The following is a 19,299-nucleotide window of genomic DNA, read 5'->3' as shown; positions in this document are numbered from 1 at the left end:
GAATCCGCCATCCCGGCAGCTTCACGCTATGACGGCCGGGCGTCGGATCGAACCGGTATCAGCGGTGTTCGTCCTGCGTCATCGGGCACGTCTCTGTTCTTGTTTTAATGTTCGGTTTTACCCTGTCGCACGATCCTTGCGAAAAGCCGCCGGGGATCGCGACGAGGGGCATTCTAAACACATCCGCCAAGGATTCGGGAACCGCCCGGCGAGAAAAACCCGGCTACTCTGACGAGAACTGACCAGTCACGATTTGCCCGGTTGAAATTGCTGCGCAATTGGCACAGATTGGCAGCCAAACAACTACAACAACGACTTCACCCGTTGTCTCGACCGGATTTTCTCTCGGTCTGACAGACATTCCCTTAAAGCCTGTGGGAAGAGGTGAAAGTTAAAGACCAAGGGGTCGCTGTTTGAAAAAAAGTCTGTTCATCACGGGCCTCAGCGGGTTCGTAGGACAACACATCCAGTCACGTCTGCAAGGGGAAGACGCGTCGTGGCAACTGCTGCCTGCCGCTTCACCTTACGACCTGACAAAACCGGACAGCCTCACCGATCTGTGGCCGCAACTGCCCGATGCGGTCATTCACCTGGCTGGCCAGACCTTTGTCCCCGAAGCTTTCCGCGACCCAGCACGTACCCTCGACATCAACCTGCTTGGCACCTTGAACCTGCTGCAGGCCCTCAAGGCCCGCGGCTTCAAGGGCACGCTCCTGTATGTCAGCTCGGGCGACGTCTACGGCCAGGTCGAAGAATCCGCGCTGCCGATCACCGAACAACAACCGCCCTGCCCGCGCAATCCTTATGCCGTGAGCAAACTGTCGGCCGAATTCCTCAGCCTGCAATGGGGGTTGAGCGAAGGCTGGCCGGTGCTGGTGGCGCGCCCGTTCAACCACATCGGCACCGGGCAGAAGGACAGTTTCGTCATTGCCAGCGCCGCGCGACAGATCAACCGCATCAAACAAGGCCTGCAGGCGCCGCAACTGGAAGTCGGTGACATCGATGTCACCCGCGATTTCCTTGACGTCGGCGATGTGGTCTCGGCCTATTTCGCGCTGCTGGAAAAAGGCACGCCGGGACAGGTCTACAACATTTGCTCAGGCCATGAGCAAAGTATCCGCCGTCTTATTGAAGAACTGGCCGATCTGGCTGAAGTCGAGCTGCAACTGGTTCAGGATCCGGCACGCATGCGGCGCGCCGATCAGCGTCGCGTCTGCGGCAGCCATCAACGGCTGGCCCGGACCACAGGATGGACGCCGCAAATCACTACACAACAATCCCTGCAGGCGATCCTGTCCGACTGGGAGACGCGAGTACGACAAGAATGACAAAAAGTGCATTGATCACAGGGATCACCGGCCAGGACGGCGCCTATCTGGCCAGACTGCTGCTCGACAAGGGTTACAAGGTTCACGGCCTGGTGGCGCGACGCAGCAGCGATTCGCGCTGGCGCCTGCGCGAGATGGGCGTTGAAGCCGACATCGTTTACCTGGACGGCGACATGGCCGACGCCTGCTCGGTGCAGCGCGCGGTGATCAAGTCCGCACCGGACGAGGTGTATAACCTGGCGGCCCAAAGCTTCGTCGCCGCCTCATGGGATCAACCGGTGACGACCGGCATCGTCGATGGCCTGGGCGTGACTCATCTGCTCGAAGCGATCCGCCAGTTTAGTCCGCACACGCGCTTTTATCAGGCGTCCACCAGCGAAATGTTTGGTCTGATCCAGGCCGAGCAACAGGACGAGAACACCCCGTTCTACCCGCGCAGTCCTTACGGCGTGGCCAAACTCTATGGCCACTGGATCACCGTCAACTACCGCGAAAGCTTCAACCTGCACGCCAGCAGCGGCATCCTGTTCAACCATGAATCGCCACTGCGTGGCATCGAGTTCGTGACCCGCAAGGTCACCGACGCGGCAGCCCGGATCAAACAGGGCAAACAGCAGGAGCTGGCCCTGGGCAACATCGACGCCAAGCGCGACTGGGGCTTCGCCGGCGATTACGTCGAAGCCATGTGGCTGATGCTGCAACAGGACAAACCCGACGATTTCGTGGTCGCCACCGGCGTCACCACCACCGTACGCGAAATGTGCCGCATCGCCTTCGATCACGTCGGCCTGAACTACCGGGATTACGTGAAGATCGACCCGGCGTTCTTCCGCCCGGCCGAAGTCGAAGTGCTGCTCGGCAACCCGGCCAAGGCCCAACGTGTGCTGGGCTGGAAACCCAAGACCGACCTCGACACCCTGATCCGCATGATGATGGATGCGGACATGAAACGCGTCGCCAAGGAGTAGGCCATGCTGATCCCCGTGATTCTGTCCGGCGGTGCCGGCACCCGTTTGTGGCCGGTGTCCCGCGAGGGCCATCCCAAGCCGTTCATGACCCTGCCCGACGGCCAGTCGCTGCTGGGCAAGACCTATCGGCGCGCCGCCGCGCTGCTGGACGGCTGGGGCGACATCGTCACGGTGACCAACCGCGAGTACTACTTCCAGAGCAAGGATCACTACCAGGCCGCACGTCTGTCCCGGCATCGCGGGCATTTCCTGCTCGAGCCTACCGGGCGCAACACCGCGCCGGCCATCGCGGCGGCGGCGCTGTCGCTGCAGGCACTGCACGGCGATGCGGCAATCATGGTGGTCATGCCGGCCGACCATTTGATCGTCAATGAAGACGCGCTAAAAAGTGCCGTCGAGCACGCGGTCAATCTGGCAAAGGATGGTTATCTGGTGACCTTCGGCGTGGTGCCGACCGCCCCGGAAACCGGCTTCGGCTACATCGAGACCGGGGCGCCGCTGGATGACCGGGGTGCTGCCAAAGTACAGCGTTTCGTGGAAAAACCCGACCTGCAAACCGCCACCCACTACCTGGAAAGCGGCAACTTCCTGTGGAACTCGGGAATGTTCTGCTTCTCCACCGCGACCCTGATCGCCGAGCTGGAGCTGCATGCACCCGAGCTGCTGGCACAGACCCGCGCCTGCATGGCTGCCAGCGAACCGGTGGAAACCGCCGGCTGCCTGCAACAGGAACTGTCCGCGCAGCTGTTCGCCGAGATCACCGACATTTCCATCGACTACGCGTTGATGGAGCGCTCCGAGAAAGTCGTGGTGGTACCCGCCGGTTTCGACTGGAGCGACATCGGTTCGTGGGGCGCTGTCGCCGCACTGGTGCCGGCGGACGCGGATAACAACCGTGCGAGCGGCGAAGCGATCTTCATCGACAGCCGCAACAACTTCGTTCAAAGCGAAGGCCGGCTGGTGGCCGCCGTGGGTGTTGAAGACCTGATCGTCATCGACACCGCCGACGCCGTGCTGGTGGCCCATGCCGACCGTGCGCAGGATGTGCGACGGGTGGCCAAGCAGCTCAAGGATAAATCCCACGAAGCCTATCGCCTGCATCGTACGGTCAGCCGTCCGTGGGGCACCTACACCGTGCTCGAAGAAGGCCCGCGTTTCAAGATCAAGCGCATCGTGGTCAAACCCGGTGGCAAGTTGTCACTGCAGATGCACCATCACCGCAATGAACACTGGGTGGTGGTCGAAGGCATGGCCAAGGTCACCAACAACGGCAGCGGCACGACCCTGGTGGCGAAGAACGAATCGACGTTCATCGCCGCCGGTCACAAGCATCGTCTGGAGAACCCCGGCGTGATCGATCTGGTAATCATCGAAGTGCAAAGTGGCGAATACCTGGGAGAGGACGACATCGTCCGCTTCGAAGACCAATACGGCAGGACGGTGTGAATGCTGCTTTCCCTGTACCGCTCGCTGCACGACTATCGGGGTTTCATCCTCGGTAGCGTCAAGCGGGAGTTTCAAGCGCGGTATCGCAATTCGCTGTTCGGCGCGCTGTGGACGGTACTCAACCCGCTGTCGATGATCATCGTGTACACGGTGATCTTTTCCCACATCATGCGCGCCCGTCTGCCCGGCGTGGACGACGGCATGGCCTACAGCGTCTACCTGTGCGCCGGGCTGCTGACCTGGGGCCTGTTCTCGGAAATCACCCTGCGCAGCCAGAACATGTTTCTGGAGAACGCCAACCTGCTGAAGAAAATCAGCTTCCCGCGCCTCTGCCTGCCGGTGATCGTGCTGCTCAATGCCGGCATCAACTTCGCGATCATCATCGGCCTGTTCCTCGGTTTTCTGTTGATCACCGGACGCTGGCCGGGCATGGCCCTGTTGGCACTGGCGCCGCTGCTGGCGCTGCAAGTGCTGTTCTGCGCCGGGCTGGGGATGATCCTCGGCGTGCTCAACGTGTTCTTTCGCGATGTCGGGCAATTGTTCGGCATCTGCCTGCAATTCTGGTTCTGGCTGACGCCGATCGTGTACCCGCTGAGCATCCTGCCCGAGTGGGTGCAGCGCCTGTTGCAGCTCAATCCGCTGACCAACCTGATCGGCAGTTACCAGAACCTGTTTCTCTACGGTCAGTGGCCGGTGTGGAGTTCGCTGCTGCCGATCTTCGTGATCGGCCTGCTGTTATGCGCGGTCGGCCTGCGACTGTTCCGCCGCCGGGTCGGTGAAATGGTGGATGAACTCTGATGGGGCACATACGCGTCACCGGTCTGGGCAAGGCCTACAAGCAGTACCCCACTCGCTGGAGTCGCCTGGCCGAATGGCTGATTCCGTTTTCACCGATCCGCCATCGCCAGCACTGGGTGCTGCAGGACGTCAATTTCGAAATCGCCCCCGGTGAAGCGGTGGGCATTGTCGGAGTCAACGGCGCCGGCAAAAGCACCCTGCTGAAAATGATCACCGGCACCACTCAACCGACCTGCGGCCAGATTCAGCTCGAGGGTCGGGTCGCGGCGCTGCTGGAACTGGGCATGGGCTTTCACCCGGACTTCACCGGTCGGCAGAATGCGGTGATGGCCGGGCAACTGCTGGGCATGCAGGTCGAAGATATTGAAGCACTGATGCCGGACATCGAACGCTTCGCGGAAATCGGCGAGGCCATCGATCACCCGGTGCGCACCTATTCCAGCGGCATGCAGATGCGCCTGGCTTTCAGCGTTGCCACCGCGCGCCGTCCGGACATTCTGATCGTCGACGAAGCGTTGTCGGTGGGCGATGCCTACTTCCAGCACAAAAGCTTCGACCGCATCCGCAGCTTCCGCAAGGCCGGTACCACGCTGTTGATCGTGTCCCACGACCGCTCGGCGATCCAGTCGATCTGCGACTCGGCGATCCTGCTCGAAGGCGGCCACATGGTCATGCACGACAAGCCCGAAGCGGTCATGGATTACTACAACGCCTTGCTCGCCGAACGCGAAGGCCAGACCGTGCGCCAGGAGCTGCTCGACGGCGGCCAGGTGCGCACCGTGTCCGGCACTGGTGAGGCCGGGATACTCAGCGTGCGCCTGCTCGATGAACGCGAGCGCTCGATCGACGCCGCCGAAGTCGGTCAGCCGGTGACACTGGTAGTCGAGGTAGAGATCCGCCAGGACATCGAACGGCTGGTGCTCGGCTTCATGATCAAGGATCGCCTGGGCCAGGCCATGTACGGCATCAATACCCACCGCCAGAATCAGGCGCTGGAAGACCTGCGTGCGGGCGAGCGCATCACCTATCGCTTCGCGTTCGTCATGGGCCTGGGCAAGGGCAACTATTCAGTCGCCCTGAGCCTGTCGCGGCTGGACTCGCACCTGGATCGCAACTTCGAATGGCGTGACTACGGTCTCGTGTTTCACGTGATCAACAACCGCGAGGAAGATTTTGTCGGCTGTTCCTGGCTGGGCGCCCGCACCTCGATCACTCGCCATTCGGACAGCCTCGCGGAGCGCGCACCATGACTCGCCTGCTGGTCGAATGCACCCACGTGTTCAAACACCCGAAGGTCAATTCGGGGATTCAGCGGGTGGTGCGCAACGTCATCAAACAGCTTGCGCCAAGTGCTGAAGGGGTCGAATGCGTGCCGGTGGTCTTGCTCAAGGGCCAGCTATACCGTGTGAAGCGTCTGGCACCGCTGGATTCGCCGCTGTTCAATGCCATCGTCACGTTTGGCGAACGCCTGGAACGGCTGGCTCATCGCTTCTGGCAACTGCATCAGCGACTGGACACGCGTTGCCGCACAAAACTGGCACGACGCCTGTTGTACGTCGGCTATCGCCTGACCTCGTTCGGTGCATTCGGAATACCGTTACGGCTGGTCGGGCAGATCAATCGCTATCAATTGCCTCAACGCTGCGAGCCGCTGCAACACCAGCCGGGCGATCAACTGGTGCTGCTGGATTCGTCCTGGCACTCGGACTTTTTCCTTCATGCCGAGCGACTCAAGCAGGAAGGTCTGGGCATCGTTGCGGTGGTCTACGACCTGATTCCCCTGTCCCATCCGCAGTTTTACGACACGCGGCTGGTCGAGGTGTACAGCGAGTGGTTCGACTGGATCGCCCGCAATGCCGACGGCTTCATGGCGATTTCCGCCACGGTGCGCGATCAGGTGCGTGCAGAACTGCAACGTCGCCTCGGATCGGCACAAGTCGGCAAACGCTGGTTCGACTACTTTCACCTCGGTTCTGAGCTGGATCTGCGGAGCGTCGAAGCCGCCGTCGAACCGCGTTTGCAACGGATGTTCGCAACACAGGAGCCGGTGTTCCTGATGGTCAGCACCATCGAGCCGCGCAAGAACCACGACTATCTGCTGGATGCCTTCGACCATGCCTGGGCGAACGGCTCGAACGCCCGGTTGTGCATCGCGGGGCGCATTGGCTGGAAGTGCGATGCGCTGCTTGCCCGGATCCGCAATCATCCAGAACTGAACCGGCGCCTGTTCATGTTCAACGACTTGAGCGACACCAGCCTCGAACACGCCTACGCCCATGCCAGCGCGCTGGTGTTTCCTTCGTTCGTCGAAGGTTTCGGCCTGCCGCTGGTGGAAGCCATGCAGCGCGGGCTGCCCGCGATGGGCAGCGACATCCCGGTGTTCCGCGAGATCGGTGGCGAGTTCATGGCGTATTTCGATCTGCAATCGCCGCAAAGTCTCGCCGAGCTGGTGCAGACCTTTGAACGCAGCGGTCAATTCCCGGCCGCCCGCGATGTCAGCGACTGGCAATGGATCGGCTGGCGCGAAGCCAGCGCGCAACTGGCCGAGCGTACCGCGCGCCATGTGCTGGAGACACCTGAGGTGTCAGCGAGGCAACATGCGCATAGCCCTTAACGCCCGTATTCTCCAGGCACCGCGCACCGGCATCGGCCATTACGTGGCTGAGCTGGTGAATGCCTTGCACGCTGAAACCGATATCGAGGTGGCGCTGTTCCATGGCTGGGGCTGGAGCTCGCAACTGCCGGAAGCGGCGATGCCCGGTTATTCGCGCCTGACGCCGCTGCTGCGGCAGATCCCCGGCGCCTATCAGGCACGCCGCTGGCTGGAGCAGAAACGCTTTGATCAGGGCCCTGCGCAACCGGTCGATCTGTATCACGAACCGAGCCTGTGGCCGCTGGCCTTCGACGGCCCGACCGTGATTACCCTGCACGATCTCACGCACCTGCATTTCCCCGAAACCCAGCCGCCGGCACGGCTGCGGGAAATCGAAAGGAGGCTCGCCGACGGCGTACGCCAGGCGCGGATCATTCTGACCGACTCACAAGCCATCGCTGACGAGGCTCGGGACTATTTCGGATTGCCCGCCGAGCGCTTCGTGGTCGCGCCGCTGGGTGTCGCCGAGCGTTTCCATCCGCGCGAGCCGAAAGCCATCGACACGGTACTCAAGGCCCACGCGGTCGATTACCGGGAATATTTCCTCTGCGTCGGCACCCTGGAGCCGCGCAAGAACCTGAACCTGGCCCTGCGTGCCCACGCGCTGTTGCCTGATCTGGTGCGCCAGCGTTTCCCGCTGCTGATCGTCGGCATGGCCGGCTGGCAGCGCGACCAGTTCAGTGAAGAATTGCAGCAGGCGCTGGCTTGCGGGCACGTGTGTCTGCTCGGCTACTTGCCCGACGAGCAAGTCGCGCAATTGCTGGCCGGCGCCCGGGCGCTGATTTTTCCGTCGCTATATGAAGGATTCGGCCTGCCGGTGCTGGAAGCGATGGCCAGCGGCACGCCGGTGGTGCTCACCCGCTCTTCGGCCATGCCGGAGGTCGCGGGGGACGCCGGCAACTATATTGAAGCTGACGATCCAGACGGCTTGCGTAACGCGATGAGCCGACTGATCGATGATCAAGCGCACTGGCAGGCATGCCGGGAAGCCGGATTGCAGCAGGCACGGCTTTTTTCCTGGAAGCGTTGCGCGCAGGCCACGGCCGGCGCCTACCACCAGGCCATGGGAGGTTGAATGCGAGTTCTCCATTTTTTCAAGACGTACCTGCCTGACTCGGTCGGCGGTATCGAGCAAGTCATCTTTCAACTCTGCGAGAGTGGCGCCCAGCACGGCATCGAAGGCCAGGTACTGACTCTCAGCGCCAACCCCGAGCCAGCCGTGGTGCGTCTCGGTCAACACGAAGTGCATCGCGCCAGACTCGACATCCAGTTCGCCTCCACGGGGTTTTCCTGGAGCGTGTTCAAGCAGTTTCGCGAACTGGCCGCCGAAGCCGATGTGATCAACTACCACTTCCCGTGGCCGTTCATGGATCTGGTGCATTTCGCCAGCGGCGTGAACAAACCGACGGTGGTGACGTACCACTCGGACATCATTCGCCAGAAGCACCTGCTCAAACTCTATCGCCCGCTGATGAACCGCTTTCTCGCAAGCGCCGACCGGATTGTCGCGGCTTCACCGAACTACCTGCACACCAGCGATGTGTTGCAGCAATTCCAGGACAAGACCCGCGTCATCCCTTATGGCTTGAACAAGGCGGGTTATCCACAGCCGGACGTTGAGCGCATGAACCGCTGGCGTCAGCAGCTTGGGGATAAGTTTTTCCTGTTTGTCGGGGTGATGCGCTATTACAAAGGCCTGCACATCCTGCTCGACGCCTTGAAAGACGTGGACTACCCGGTGGTGATCGTCGGCGCCGGCCCGCTGGAGCAGGAACTGCATGCCCAGGCTGCTGCGCTGGGTTTGCGCAACATTCATTTCCTCGGACGTCTGAGCGATGAAGACAAGGTCGCGCTGCTGCAACTGAGCTACGCCATTGTCTTCCCGTCGCACCTGCGTTCGGAAGCGTTCGGCATTTCGCTGCTGGAAGGCGCGATGTACGGCAAGCCGATGATCTCCAGCGAGATCGGCACCGGCACCAGCTACATCAATATCCACAACGAGACGGGACTGGTGGTGCCACCGAGTCATCCACAGGCGTTTCGCGAAGCGATGCGCACCCTGTGGGAAAACCCGGCCCGCGCAGCGGAAATGGGCCTCAAGGCTGAGGCCCGCTACCGGCAGTTATTCACAGCCGATGAAATGGGCCGAAAGTGGACCGAGTTGTATCAAGAGCTGCTGGAGGAAAAGGCGTTGTCCTACGCCTGATCCGTTACAGATCCAGCACCAGCGGCTGGGCACTCTGTGCCGGTACCGCACAGCAGATCAGCACATGTCCATCCTCCGGCATATCCGCCGGAGGCTGTGGATAATTCACCGCGCCGCTGACCAGTCTCGTCTTGCAAGTACCGCATGAACCACCACGGCAACTGAATTCAGGACGCAAGCCACGGCTTTCCGCCAGCTCCAACAGACTGCCGCCATCAGGCTGCCAGCGTGCTTCCTTGGCTGAGCGTTCGAAGACTACCGGCACCGACGTCGTAGCGGCCGGCAACTGCTCGATCACGATTGCATCCGGATCAGCTTGGCGCTTGAGCGTCGAAGGACCGAAGGTTTCTGCGTGGATTTGCGAATCGCGCACATCCAGTTCGCGCAGAGTGTCGTAGATTCCCTGGGTAAAACCGCCTGGACCACAAAGAACGAAGTCGACCTGATCGAAGTCCTCGTCAGTCAGCAGGTTCTTCAGCAGATCACCATCGATGCGGCCGCGAATATCAAAATCCTCGCCTTCCACCAGATCATCTTCCGGCTGACTGAGAACCCGAACCACTTTCACGGCATCACCAGCGTCCTCAAGCAACCGGTCCAGCTCCGCGCGAAACGGTTGATCGGCGAGACTGCGGGAACTCTGCACAAACAGGGTCGGACGAATCCGCCGCGTGCGCAGGCCCTGATACACCACCTCGCGCAGCATCGACAGCAACGGCGTGATACCAACCCCGGCGGCCAGCAGCACCAACGGCCGGCGCTCCAGTGCCGCCACGGTGAAATGCCCCTGAGGCAGTCGCGCCTCCAGCACATCACCGACTTGAATCTGCTCGTGCAGGTGCGTCGATACACGGCCCTCGCGCTTCACGCTGATACGGAAGAAGTCGTCCGACGGCGCCCCCGACAAACTGTAGGTACGGATATGTGTCTCACCCTCGAGGTTGAAACGCAGCGGTAGATGCTGCCCGGCGAGAAACACCGGCAGCCCCGCTCCATCATTCGGCTCCAGATAGATCGAGCGAATGTGGCGGCTTTCCATCTCGATCCGCGCGACACGCAACGGGCGCCACGCATCCCCCAGCGCCTTGGCCTGCAAACGTGCATCGGCCTGGGCCCAGTTGCCGGTCAGCAGGCTGGTGGGCGACATACCGTCGAAACGCCAGCGCAGAGCCAGTGCCGCAGGGCGTCGAACCAGTTTCTCAACCTCAAATGCCCATAGCCGTTCGGCGCCCTGGAACGCTTCAATCTGCGGCCCTTCGAGAATGACCTCGGTACGACCGCTGAGCTGCAACACATCGCCTGTGGAAAAGTCGATGAACAGCAAGCCGGCCCGGGGATTGAGCAACAAGTTGCCGAGGGTGTTGAAGTGCAGGTTGCCGGCAAAATCCGGGATGGTCAGGCGATTGCCCTCCACCCGCACGAAACCAGCCTGACCACCACGATGGGAGACATCCACCGAGCGCTCGCCATCGACATCGACGTAACTGGCGACAAAAAAGGTATCGGCACTTTCGATCAACGCAATGGCCGCATCATCCAGACCGTCATGGCGTTCGGCAGGCCGCGTGGCGGGATCCGTCAGCACTACCCGCTGAAACTGGCGCAATTGAATGTACTGCGGGCAGTTGCCGAATGCCTGATCCACCTTCAATTCGAAACCGCTGGCGTCAAAGCTGCCAATATGACCATTGATCCGGTTACGCCGACGGGTATGCAGTTCGATTCCGAGCAGACCGATCGCGTCCCCGGCGTGCAACTGCGCCGGGTCATCGCCAGCGGGCAGGCTATCGAACCGTAATTGTGTCGGCTCCGGAGAATGGGCGAAACCCGGCTCACCTTCCAGCACGCTGGCCCATGGACGACCTTCTGCATCCACCGCGCCGTACAGCATGAAGGGCAATTGCTGATAGAACTGACGGTGCTGATCCGGCATCCAGGTGCGAATCACCTTACGACCGAACTCCTCCATGCGTTCGGCAACGCCGACATGGGCCTGCAATTGTTGCTCGCCAGCGTGCCACGGTGAACGTTCCATCACGGTCTCCCCCTGCGCCGTCGGCACAGATTGAATATCAGGCGGTGGTTTGCAGGCCGGCAATGGTGCGCGGCATGCCGACAAAACCGGGCAATGCCTCAATGCGCGTCAGCCAGGCGCGAACGTTAGCGTAGTCGTCCAGCGAAACATTGCCTTCCGGCGCATGGGCGATATAGCTGTAGGCAGCCACATCGGCAATGGTTGGCTCAGTGCCGGCCAGATAAGGGGTTTCAGCCAGTTCCTGATCCATCACCTTGAGAAAGTTGTGCGCACGGGTAATAACTTCCTCGGCATTGAATTTCGCCCCGAATACTGTGATCAGGCGTGCGGCGGCGGGTCCGAAGGCAATCGGCCCGGCGGCGGCCGACAACCAACGCTGCACGTGAGCAGCACCGACCGGATCGTTTGGCAGCCAGCGGCCATTGCCGTATTTCTGTGCCAGATAAACGAGAATCGCGTTGGAGTCCGCCAGAATCACGCCATTGTCATCAATGGCCGGCACCTGGCCAAAGCTGTTGATGGCCAGATAGGCCGGTTGTTTGTGCTCACCTTTGGCGAGGTCGACGAAGATCAGTTCAGTGGGCAATTGCAGCAGGGACAGCATCAGCTCGACGCGATGGGCATGGCCGGAACGCGGGAAGTTGTAGAGTTTGATCGCTTGCATGGTCGACTCCGCTGAACGAATGCGCCGTTCAGGATGGACGGCGGCCGTGGCAGCCATCTTCCACCTATCGCGAAAACAACAGAATCACCAACAAATGCAATCCATTATTTCTTTGAGTGAAATAAAGCCGCATTTTTCAACGCCGGATGATCACGCAATGCATTCACGATGAAGTCGACAAAACTGCGTACCCTCGCGGGCGCCTTGCGCCCGCCCTGATACACCACGTGGATCGGCAGCGCAGGCAGTTCGAACTCGGCGAGGACGATTTCCAGCTCGCCCGATGCAACCTTGCTGGCCACCTGATAAGACAGCACCCGGGTCAGCCCCAGACCCAGCGACGCTGCCGTAATCGCAGCCTGATTGGCGGTGACCACCAGACGCGGCTCCGGTTTTACGCCAATGAGTTCACCGTGTTCCATGAACGGCCAACTGCGCTGCTGGCCGATGGCCGACGTCGCCACCACCGGTGCCCCGGCCAAGGCCTGTGGATGAGTCGGTCGGCCATGAACTGCAAAGTATTGCGGCGAGCCACAAATCACCCGCCGCACCTCACCGACCCGGATCGCATGCTGATTGCTGTCCGGCAATTCGCCGATACGTACCGCGACGTCGACACCCTCCTCAACCATGCTCACCACCCGGTCGAGCAACAGGGCGTTGATGGAAACGTCCGGGTATTGCGTCAGATAACGCGTCATTACCGGTGTGACAAACTGCTCACCGAATAAAACCGGCGCCGTCACCGTCAACTGCCCACGGGGCTGGGTATGACTGCCGGCAGCGGAGTCCTCCGCTTCCTGCACCTCGGCGAGAATTCTCCGACAGTCCTCCAGATAACGCAGACCCGCTTCGCTCAAATGCACGCTGCGGGTGGTACGGATCAACAACTGCGTACCGATCCGCTGCTCCAGTGCCGCCACCGCCCGGGTCACGCTGGCCGCCGACAGACCCAGACGCCGCGCAGCAGCGGAAAAGCCCTGCTCCTGGGCGACGATGGCGAAAACCTGCATTTCCTGGAAACGATCCATGGTGTCCTCGATCCGGATAAAAAAATCGCAGCCGAAGCTGCGATTTTATTGGGGTGACCCACTGTGGATAACTTATTCCACCGTCACCGACTTCGCCAGGTTACGCGGCTGATCCACGTCAGTGCCCTTGAGCACGGCGACGTAGTACGACAGCAGTTGCAGCGGAATGGTGTAGAGGATCGGCGACAGGATGTCGTGGATGTGCGGCATCTGCACCACGTGGGTGCCTTCACCGTTGGTCATCCCGGCTTTTTCGTCGGCGAACACGATCAGTTCGCCGCCGCGGGCGCGGACTTCCTGCAGGTTGGACTTGAGCTTTTCCAGCAGCTCGTTGTTCGGTGCGACGGTCACGACTGGCATGTCGTTATCCACAAGCGCCAGCGGGCCGTGTTTCAGTTCGCCGGCCGGGTAGGCTTCGGCGTGGATGTAAGAGATTTCCTTGAGCTTCAAGGCACCCTCCATCGCCACCGGGAATTGCGCGCCACGGCCCAGGAACAACGTGTGGTTCTTCTCGGCGAACAGCTCTGCGATTTTTTCCACGGTACTGTCCATCGCCAGGGCTTCGCCCAGGCGAGTTGGCAGGCGACGCAGCTCTTCGACCAGAGTGGCTTCAACGCCTTTGCCCAAAGTACCGCGCACTTGGCCCAGGGAAAGAGTCAGCAACAACAGACCGACCAGTTGCGTAGTAAAGGCTTTGGTCGAGGCCACGCCGATTTCGCGACCGGCCTGGGTCAGCAGGGTCAGGTCGGATTCGCGTACCAGCGAACTGATGCCGACGTTGCAGATCGCCAGGCTTCCCAGAAAACCCAGTTCCTTGGCATTGCGCAGGGCGGCCAGGGTGTCGGCGGTTTCACCGGACTGGGAGATGGTGACGAACAGGGTGTCCGGCTGCACCACCACCTTACGGTAGCGGAACTCACTGGCGACCTCGACCTGGCAAGGAATGCCGGCCAGTTCTTCGAGCCAGTAACGGGCAACCATGCCGGCGTGGTAACTGGTGCCGCACGCCACGATCTGCACGTTGCGCACTTTGGCGAACAGTTCGGCCGCTTGCGGGCCGAACGCCTGCACCAGCACCTGATCCGAGCTCAATCGACCTTCCAGGGTGCGCTGCACCACGGATGGCTGCTCGTGGATTTCCTTGAGCATGTAGTGGCGGAACTCGCCTTTGTCGGCGGCTTCGGCGCCATCGGTGTACTGGACGGTCTGGCGCTCGACGGCTTTGCCGGTCACGTCCCAGATCTGCACCTTGTCACGCTGGATTTCGGCGATATCGCCCTCTTCCAGGTACATGAAACGATCGGTGACCTGACGTAGGGCCAGCTGGTCGGAAGCAAGGAAGTTTTCGCCCAGACCCAGGCCGATGACCAATGGGCTGCCGCTGCGAGCTGCGACCAAACGATCCGGTTGCAGCGCGTGGATGACCGCCAGACCGTAGGCGCCATGCAGTTCCTTGACCGCAGCCTTCAGAGCATCGGTCAGGTCCGGCAGCGTCTTGAGTTTTTCAGTCAGCAGGTGAGCGATGACTTCGGTGTCGGTATCGGAGCTGAAGACGTAGCCCTGCGCCTTGAGTTGTTCACGCAGCGCCTCATGGTTTTCGATGATGCCGTTGTGCACGACGGCAACGTCACCGGAGAAATGCGGGTGGGCATTGCGTTCGCTCGGTGCACCATGGGTGGCCCAGCGGGTGTGGGCAATACCGAGACGGCCGACCAGCGGATGTTCGGCGAGCGCCGCGTCTAGTTCGCTGACCTTGCCCACACGACGGGTGCGTTCCAGCGTGCCGTCATTGGTGTACACCGCCACACCGGCACTGTCATAACCCCGGTATTCCAGGCGCTTGAGGCCTTCGACCAGAATGGCGGTGATATTACGTTCAGCTACCGCGCCGACAATTCCACACATGCTTATTTCTCCTGACTGACAGTCGCGCAAATCAAGTTGATACCGCGAGCCTGAATCTGGTCGCGTGCCTCAAGGGGCAGGCGATCATCGGTAATTAGGGTATGGACGCTGCTCCATGGCAGCTCCAGGTTGGGAATTTTGCGGCCGATCTTGTCGGCCTCGACCATCACGATGACTTCCCGCGCCACTTCCGCCATCACCCGGCTCAGGCCGAGCAATTCATTGAATGTGGTGGTACCACGCACCAGGTCGATGCCATCGGCACCGATAAACAACTGGTCGAAGTCGTAAGAGCGTAGTACCTGCTCGGCGACCTGGCCCTGAAAGGATTCCGAGTGCGGATCCCAGGTGCCCCCGGTCATCAGCAGCACAGGCTCGTGTTCGAGTTCGCTCAGGGCGTTGGCCACGTGCAGGGAGTTGGTCATCACCACCAGTCCCGGCTGTTGGCCAAGCTCGGGGATCATGGCGGCAGTGGTGCTGCCGCTGTCGATGATGATGCGGGCGTGCTCGCGGATGCGTGAGACGGCAGCGCGGGCGATCGCCTGTTTGTATTTGGAAACGTTGAGGCTGGTGTCTGCCACGAGTTCATGCGGCATGGTGATTGCACCGCCGTAGCGACGCAGCAGCAATCCATGACTTTCCAGAGCAGCGAGATCCTTGCGAATCGTAACTTCCGAAGTTTCGAAGCGCTTGGCCAGTTCATCCACACTCACTTCGCCCTGCTCACTGAGCAAAGCCAGAATGTTATGACGGCGCTGAGGTGTGTTGCGTTTCGACATGGCTGATTAAGTTTCGATTCGAAAGATAACGGAAGCAATCAAAACCTATCAGCTGCAAATCGTCAAGCCGACGCCCATAAAAAAAGACCGCTGGCGGCGGTCTTTTTTGATTCGAGCATTGTGGATAACTCAGCTCTTCTTGATTTTCTCTGGCCGCTTCCAGCCATCGATGTTCTTCTGCCGGGCCCGGCCAACCGCCAACTGGGCGTTATCCACATTCTGGGTGATGGTCGAACCGGCCGCAGTGGTTGCACCGGCGGAGATATCCACAGGCGCGACCAGCGAGTTGTTGGAGCCGATGAACACATCTTCGCCCAACACGGTTTTCCACTTGTTGGCGCCATCGTAGTTGCAGGTGATGGTGCCGGCGCCAATGTTAGTACGGGCGCCGATCTCGGCGTCGCCCAGGTAAGTCAGGTGTCCAGCCTTGGCGCCCTCGCCCATGCGGGCGTTTTTCAGTTCGACGAAGTTACCCACATGGGCGCGGGCCTCCAGCACAGTACCCGGACGCAGACGGGCAAACGGGCCGGCATCGCTGCCTTCGCCCAGCACCGCACCTTCGATGTGGCTGTTGGCCTTAACCACCACGCCTTTGCGCAGGGTACTGTCCTTGATTACGCAGTTCGGGCCGATCACTACGTCGTCCTCGATGACGACCTTGCCTTCGAGAATCACGTTGATGTCGATCAGCACATCGCGACCCACGGTCACTTCGCCACGCACATCAAAGCGGGCCGGATCGCGCAGGGTCACGCCCTGAGCCATCAGGCGACGGCCGGCGCGCAACTGATAGTGGCGCTCCAGTTCGGACAACTGTTTGCGATCATTGGCGCCCTGCACTTCCATCGGGTCGTGCGGTTGTTCTGTGGCGACGGTCAGGCCGTCGCTGACTGCCATCTCGATCACATCGGTCAGGTAGTATTCGCCCTGAGCATTGTTGTTCGACAGACGACTCATCCAGTCCGCCAGACGATTGGCCGGCACTGCCAGGATGCCGGTATTGCCTTCAGTAATCGCCCGTTGTGCTTCGCTGGCGTCCTTGTGCTCAACGATGGCGGCAACCTTGCCGTCGGCGTCACGCACGATGCGGCCATAACCGGTCGGATCGTCCAGCTCGACAGTGAGCAAACCCATCTGCCCGGGCACAACATGCTTGAGCAGACGTTGCAGGGTTTCGACTTCGATCAACGGCACATCACCGTAGAGAATCAGTACGGTATCGGCCGTGATGAAAGGAACAGCTTGTGCCGTAGCGTGGCCGGTCCCCAGTTGCTTGTCCTGCAACACGAAATTCAGATCGTCGGCAGCCAGTCGCTCGCGCACCACATCGGCACCATGGCCAATGACTACGTGAATGCGCTGTGGATCAAGTTGGCGGGCGCTGTGGATAACATGACCAAGCATGGAGTCGCCGGCAATCGGGTGCAGCACCTTTGGCAGCGCAGAACGCATACGGGTGCCTTGACCGGCCGCGAGAATAACGATTTCGAGTGACATGACTGGCTACCAATCCTGGGTGGTCAGCAACTGCGACCGGGTTTGTAGAATTCTGAAAAGAAAAAAGGGTAGCCGAGGCTACCCTTTTTTATCAATCGCACAACAAGTGGCTGACGGATTAACCGCCAAACTTCTTGCGGATCTGCTGGACGGTGCGCAGCTGAGCTGCAGCCTCGGCCAGACGTGCGGACGCAGCTCCGTAGTCGAAATCTGCGCTCTTCTCGTGCAGAGCAGCTTCGGCAGCCTTGAGAGCTGCTTGAGCCTGAGCTTCATCCAGGTCGGCGGCACGTTGCACGGTATCGGCAAGCACCTTGACCATGTTCGGCTGAACCTCGAGGAAACCACCGGAGATGTAGAACACCTCGGCTTCCCCGCCTTGCTTGATCAGGCGGATCGGACCTGGCTTCAGATTAGTGATCAGCGGCGCGTGGCCCAGAGCGATACCAAGATCACCCAGAGCACCGTGCGCAATCACCATCTCGACCAGGCCGGAAAAGATTTCTCCTTCCGCGCTGACGATGTCGCAATGGACTGTCATAGCCATCTGATTGCCTCAACCTAAATTAGCGCCCGTTGCCGGGCGCCTGGATTACAGTTTCTTGGCTTTCTCGATCGCTTCTTCGATGCCGCCGACCATGTAGAACGCTTGTTCTGGCAGGTGGTCGTAGTCACCGTTGAGGATGCCTTTGAAGCCAGCAATGGTGTCTTTCAGGGAAACGTATTTACCCGAAGCACCGGTGAAGACTTCAGCCACGAAGAACGGCTGCGACAAGAAGCGCTGGATCTTACGAGCACGGTTTACCAACTGCTTGTCGGCTTCCGACAGCTCGTCCATACCCAGGATCGCGATGATGTCCTTCAGCTCTTTGTAACGCTGCAGCACGTACTGAACACCACGAGCGGTCTCGTAGTGATCGTTACCGATCACGTTCGGGTCCAGCTGACGCGAGGTCGAGTCCAGTGGGTCTACCGCCGGGTAGATACCCAGGGAAGCGATGTCACGGGACAGAACGACGGTGGCGTCCAGGTGAGCAAACGTGGTCGCTGGCGACGGGTCAGTCAAGTCGTCCGCTGGTACGTATACGGCCTGGATCGAAGTAATCGAACCTTGCTTGGTCGAAGTGATGCGCTCTTGCAGCACGCCCATCTCTTCAGCCAGGGTTGGCTGGTAACCTACTGCCGAAGGCATACGGCCCAGCAGTGCGGATACTTCGGTACCGGCCAGGGTGTAACGATAGATGTTGTCGACGAACAGCAGAACGTCGTTACCTTCGTCACGGAACTTCTCGGCCATGGTCAGACCGGTCAGCGCTACGCGCAGACGGTTTCCCGGTGGCTCGTTCATCTGACCGTAGACCAGGGCTACCTTGTCGAGAACGTTGGAGTCCTTCATCTCGTGGTAGAAGTCGTTACCCTCACGAGTACGCTCACCCACACCGGCGAACACGGAATAACCGCTGTGCTCGATGGCGATGTTACGGATCAGTTCCATCATGTTTACGGTCTTGCCTACACCGGCACCACCGAACAGACCGACTTTACCGCCCTTGGCGAACGGGCAAACCAGGTCGATAACCTTGATGCCTGTTTCCAGCAGCTCGTTGCCACCAGCCTGTTCAGCGAAGGAAGGAGCGGCGCGGTGGATACCCCAGCGCTCTTCTTCGCCGATCGGGCCAGCTTCGTCGATCGGGTTGCCCAGTACGTCCATGATCCGGCCCAGAGTCGCTTTACCGACCGGTACGGAGATGGCTGCGCCAGTGTTGTTGACGTCCAGACCGCGCTTCAAGCCTTCGGTGGAGCCCATCGCAATGGTACGAACCACGCCGTCGCCCAGCTGCTGCTGAACTTCCAGAGTGGTTTCGGCGCCTTGAACCTTCAAGGCGTCGTAGATGCTCGGTACGCTGTCGCGTGGAAATTCCACGTCGATAACGGCGCCGATGATTTGAACGATACGTCCGCTACTCATAGCTGGATCCTCTGAATATTTGA

General features: G+C 60.5%; 16 protein-coding genes. 8 read left to right on the top strand and 8 right to left on the bottom strand.

Annotated features, from left to right (window positions below; translation table 11 throughout):
• Nucleotides 1–413 precede the first annotated feature (413 nt).
• Genes N8H71_RS04335 through N8H71_RS04300 form a run of 8 tightly spaced genes read left to right on the top strand, consistent with a single transcriptional unit; the run spans nucleotide 414 to nucleotide 9,399 of the window.
• Nucleotides 414–1,328 carry a GDP-mannose 4,6-dehydratase gene (locus N8H71_RS04335; RefSeq protein ID WP_262193050.1) on the top strand — a complete coding sequence of 305 codons (915 nt, stop codon included), beginning with the start codon at nucleotides 414–416 and terminating at the stop codon, nucleotides 1,326–1,328.
• The gene (gene gmd / locus N8H71_RS04330) at nucleotides 1,325–2,296 is read left to right on the top strand and encodes a GDP-mannose 4,6-dehydratase (protein ID WP_007954189.1); all 972 of its coding nucleotides are present in this window, start codon (nucleotides 1,325–1,327) and stop codon (nucleotides 2,294–2,296) included. The genes N8H71_RS04335 and gmd overlap by 4 nt, the downstream gene beginning before the upstream one ends.
• 3 nt (nucleotides 2,297–2,299) lie before the next feature.
• Nucleotides 2,300–3,742 carry a mannose-1-phosphate guanylyltransferase/mannose-6-phosphate isomerase gene (locus tag N8H71_RS04325; protein WP_262193048.1) on the top strand — a complete coding sequence of 481 codons (1,443 nt, stop codon included), beginning with the start codon at nucleotides 2,300–2,302 and terminating at the stop codon, nucleotides 3,740–3,742.
• Nucleotides 3,743–4,540 (top strand): ABC transporter permease, encoded by a 798-nt coding sequence (locus tag N8H71_RS04320; RefSeq protein WP_262193047.1) that lies wholly within the window; start codon nucleotides 3,743–3,745, stop codon nucleotides 4,538–4,540. It begins immediately after the preceding gene.
• Nucleotides 4,540–5,790 carry an ABC transporter ATP-binding protein gene (locus N8H71_RS04315; RefSeq protein ID WP_262193046.1) on the top strand — a complete coding sequence of 417 codons (1,251 nt, stop codon included), beginning with the start codon at nucleotides 4,540–4,542 and terminating at the stop codon, nucleotides 5,788–5,790. The genes N8H71_RS04320 and N8H71_RS04315 overlap by 1 nt, the downstream gene beginning before the upstream one ends.
• Complete coding sequence (locus tag N8H71_RS04310; RefSeq protein ID WP_262193044.1) at nucleotides 5,787–7,154, top strand: glycosyltransferase family 4 protein; 1,368 nt, start codon at nucleotides 5,787–5,789, stop codon at nucleotides 7,152–7,154. The genes N8H71_RS04315 and N8H71_RS04310 overlap by 4 nt, the downstream gene beginning before the upstream one ends.
• A complete protein-coding gene (locus tag N8H71_RS04305; protein ID WP_262193043.1) occupies nucleotides 7,138–8,268 on the top strand; it encodes a glycosyltransferase family 4 protein in 1,131 nt (376 codons plus the stop codon). The genes N8H71_RS04310 and N8H71_RS04305 overlap by 17 nt, the downstream gene beginning before the upstream one ends.
• Nucleotides 8,269–9,399, top strand: coding sequence for a glycosyltransferase family 4 protein (locus tag N8H71_RS04300; protein ID WP_115079783.1), 1,131 nt, complete (start codon nucleotides 8,269–8,271; stop codon nucleotides 9,397–9,399).
• Nucleotides 9,400–9,403: 4 nt separating this feature from the next.
• Here the strand turns inward: N8H71_RS04300 and N8H71_RS04295 are convergent, their stop codons facing one another.
• From N8H71_RS04295 to atpD, 8 genes are all read right to left on the bottom strand, one after another.
• Nucleotides 9,404–11,434 (bottom strand): pyridoxamine 5'-phosphate oxidase family protein, encoded by a 2,031-nt coding sequence (locus N8H71_RS04295; RefSeq protein ID WP_262193042.1) that lies wholly within the window; start codon nucleotides 11,432–11,434, stop codon nucleotides 9,404–9,406.
• 37 nt (nucleotides 11,435–11,471) lie between these two features.
• Nucleotides 11,472–12,098 (bottom strand): glutathione S-transferase family protein, encoded by a 627-nt coding sequence (locus tag N8H71_RS04290; protein ID WP_262193041.1) that lies wholly within the window; start codon nucleotides 12,096–12,098, stop codon nucleotides 11,472–11,474.
• A 104-nt stretch (nucleotides 12,099–12,202) separates the two neighbouring features.
• A complete protein-coding gene (locus N8H71_RS04285; protein WP_262193040.1) occupies nucleotides 12,203–13,129 on the bottom strand; it encodes a LysR family transcriptional regulator in 927 nt (308 codons plus the stop codon).
• A 72-nt stretch (nucleotides 13,130–13,201) separates the two neighbouring features.
• The gene (gene glmS, locus N8H71_RS04280) at nucleotides 13,202–15,034 is read right to left on the bottom strand and encodes a glutamine--fructose-6-phosphate transaminase (isomerizing) (protein WP_262193039.1); all 1,833 of its coding nucleotides are present in this window, start codon (nucleotides 15,032–15,034) and stop codon (nucleotides 13,202–13,204) included.
• A 2-nt stretch (nucleotides 15,035–15,036) separates the two neighbouring features.
• Nucleotides 15,037–15,813 carry a DeoR/GlpR family DNA-binding transcription regulator gene (locus tag N8H71_RS04275; RefSeq protein ID WP_262193037.1) on the bottom strand — a complete coding sequence of 259 codons (777 nt, stop codon included), beginning with the start codon at nucleotides 15,811–15,813 and terminating at the stop codon, nucleotides 15,037–15,039.
• 129 nt (nucleotides 15,814–15,942) lie between these two features.
• Nucleotides 15,943–17,310, bottom strand: coding sequence for a bifunctional UDP-N-acetylglucosamine diphosphorylase/glucosamine-1-phosphate N-acetyltransferase GlmU (gene glmU, locus N8H71_RS04270; protein WP_085612472.1), 1,368 nt, complete (start codon nucleotides 17,308–17,310; stop codon nucleotides 15,943–15,945).
• Nucleotides 17,311–17,428: 118 nt separating this feature from the next.
• Nucleotides 17,429–17,854 carry a F0F1 ATP synthase subunit epsilon gene (locus tag N8H71_RS04265; protein WP_007954164.1) on the bottom strand — a complete coding sequence of 142 codons (426 nt, stop codon included), beginning with the start codon at nucleotides 17,852–17,854 and terminating at the stop codon, nucleotides 17,429–17,431.
• 45 nt (nucleotides 17,855–17,899) lie between these two features.
• Entirely contained in the window at nucleotides 17,900–19,276 is a 1,377-nt protein-coding gene (atpD, locus tag N8H71_RS04260) for a F0F1 ATP synthase subunit beta (protein ID WP_007954162.1), read from the bottom strand.
• Between the last annotated feature and the right edge of the window lie 23 nt (nucleotides 19,277–19,299).

This window comes from Pseudomonas koreensis, assembly GCF_025447595.1.
GTDB lineage: Bacteria > Pseudomonadota > Gammaproteobacteria > Pseudomonadales > Pseudomonadaceae > Aquipseudomonas > Aquipseudomonas koreensis_H.
This window is presented reverse-complemented; position numbering and strand designations above follow the sequence as displayed.

Excerpts from the sequence above, each read along its gene's own strand:
- gmd (WP_007954189.1), top strand. The coding sequence starts at position 1,325 with ATGACAAAAAGTGCATTGATCACAGGGATCACCGGCCAGGACGGCGCC.
- N8H71_RS04325 (WP_262193048.1), top strand. The coding sequence starts at position 2,300 with ATGCTGATCCCCGTGATTCTGTCCGGCGGTGCCGGCACCCGTTTGTGG.
- N8H71_RS04320 (WP_262193047.1), top strand. The coding sequence starts at position 3,743 with ATGCTGCTTTCCCTGTACCGCTCGCTGCACGACTATCGGGGTTTCATC.
- N8H71_RS04315 (WP_262193046.1), top strand. The coding sequence starts at position 4,540 with ATGGGGCACATACGCGTCACCGGTCTGGGCAAGGCCTACAAGCAGTAC.
- N8H71_RS04310 (WP_262193044.1), top strand. The coding sequence starts at position 5,787 with ATGACTCGCCTGCTGGTCGAATGCACCCACGTGTTCAAACACCCGAAG.
- N8H71_RS04305 (WP_262193043.1), top strand. The coding sequence starts at position 7,138 with ATGCGCATAGCCCTTAACGCCCGTATTCTCCAGGCACCGCGCACCGGC.
- N8H71_RS04300 (WP_115079783.1), top strand. The coding sequence starts at position 8,269 with ATGCGAGTTCTCCATTTTTTCAAGACGTACCTGCCTGACTCGGTCGGC.
- N8H71_RS04295 (WP_262193042.1), bottom strand. The coding sequence starts at position 11,434 with ATGGAACGTTCACCGTGGCACGCTGGCGAGCAACAATTGCAGGCCCAT.
- N8H71_RS04290 (WP_262193041.1), bottom strand. The coding sequence starts at position 12,098 with ATGCAAGCGATCAAACTCTACAACTTCCCGCGTTCCGGCCATGCCCAT.
- N8H71_RS04285 (WP_262193040.1), bottom strand. The coding sequence starts at position 13,129 with ATGGATCGTTTCCAGGAAATGCAGGTTTTCGCCATCGTCGCCCAGGAG.
- glmS (WP_262193039.1), bottom strand. The coding sequence starts at position 15,034 with ATGTGTGGAATTGTCGGCGCGGTAGCTGAACGTAATATCACCGCCATT.
- N8H71_RS04275 (WP_262193037.1), bottom strand. The coding sequence starts at position 15,813 with ATGTCGAAACGCAACACACCTCAGCGCCGTCATAACATTCTGGCTTTG.
- glmU (WP_085612472.1), bottom strand. The coding sequence starts at position 17,310 with ATGTCACTCGAAATCGTTATTCTCGCGGCCGGTCAAGGCACCCGTATG.
- N8H71_RS04265 (WP_007954164.1), bottom strand. The coding sequence starts at position 17,854 with ATGGCTATGACAGTCCATTGCGACATCGTCAGCGCGGAAGGAGAAATC.
- atpD (WP_007954162.1), bottom strand. The coding sequence starts at position 19,276 with ATGAGTAGCGGACGTATCGTTCAAATCATCGGCGCCGTTATCGACGTG.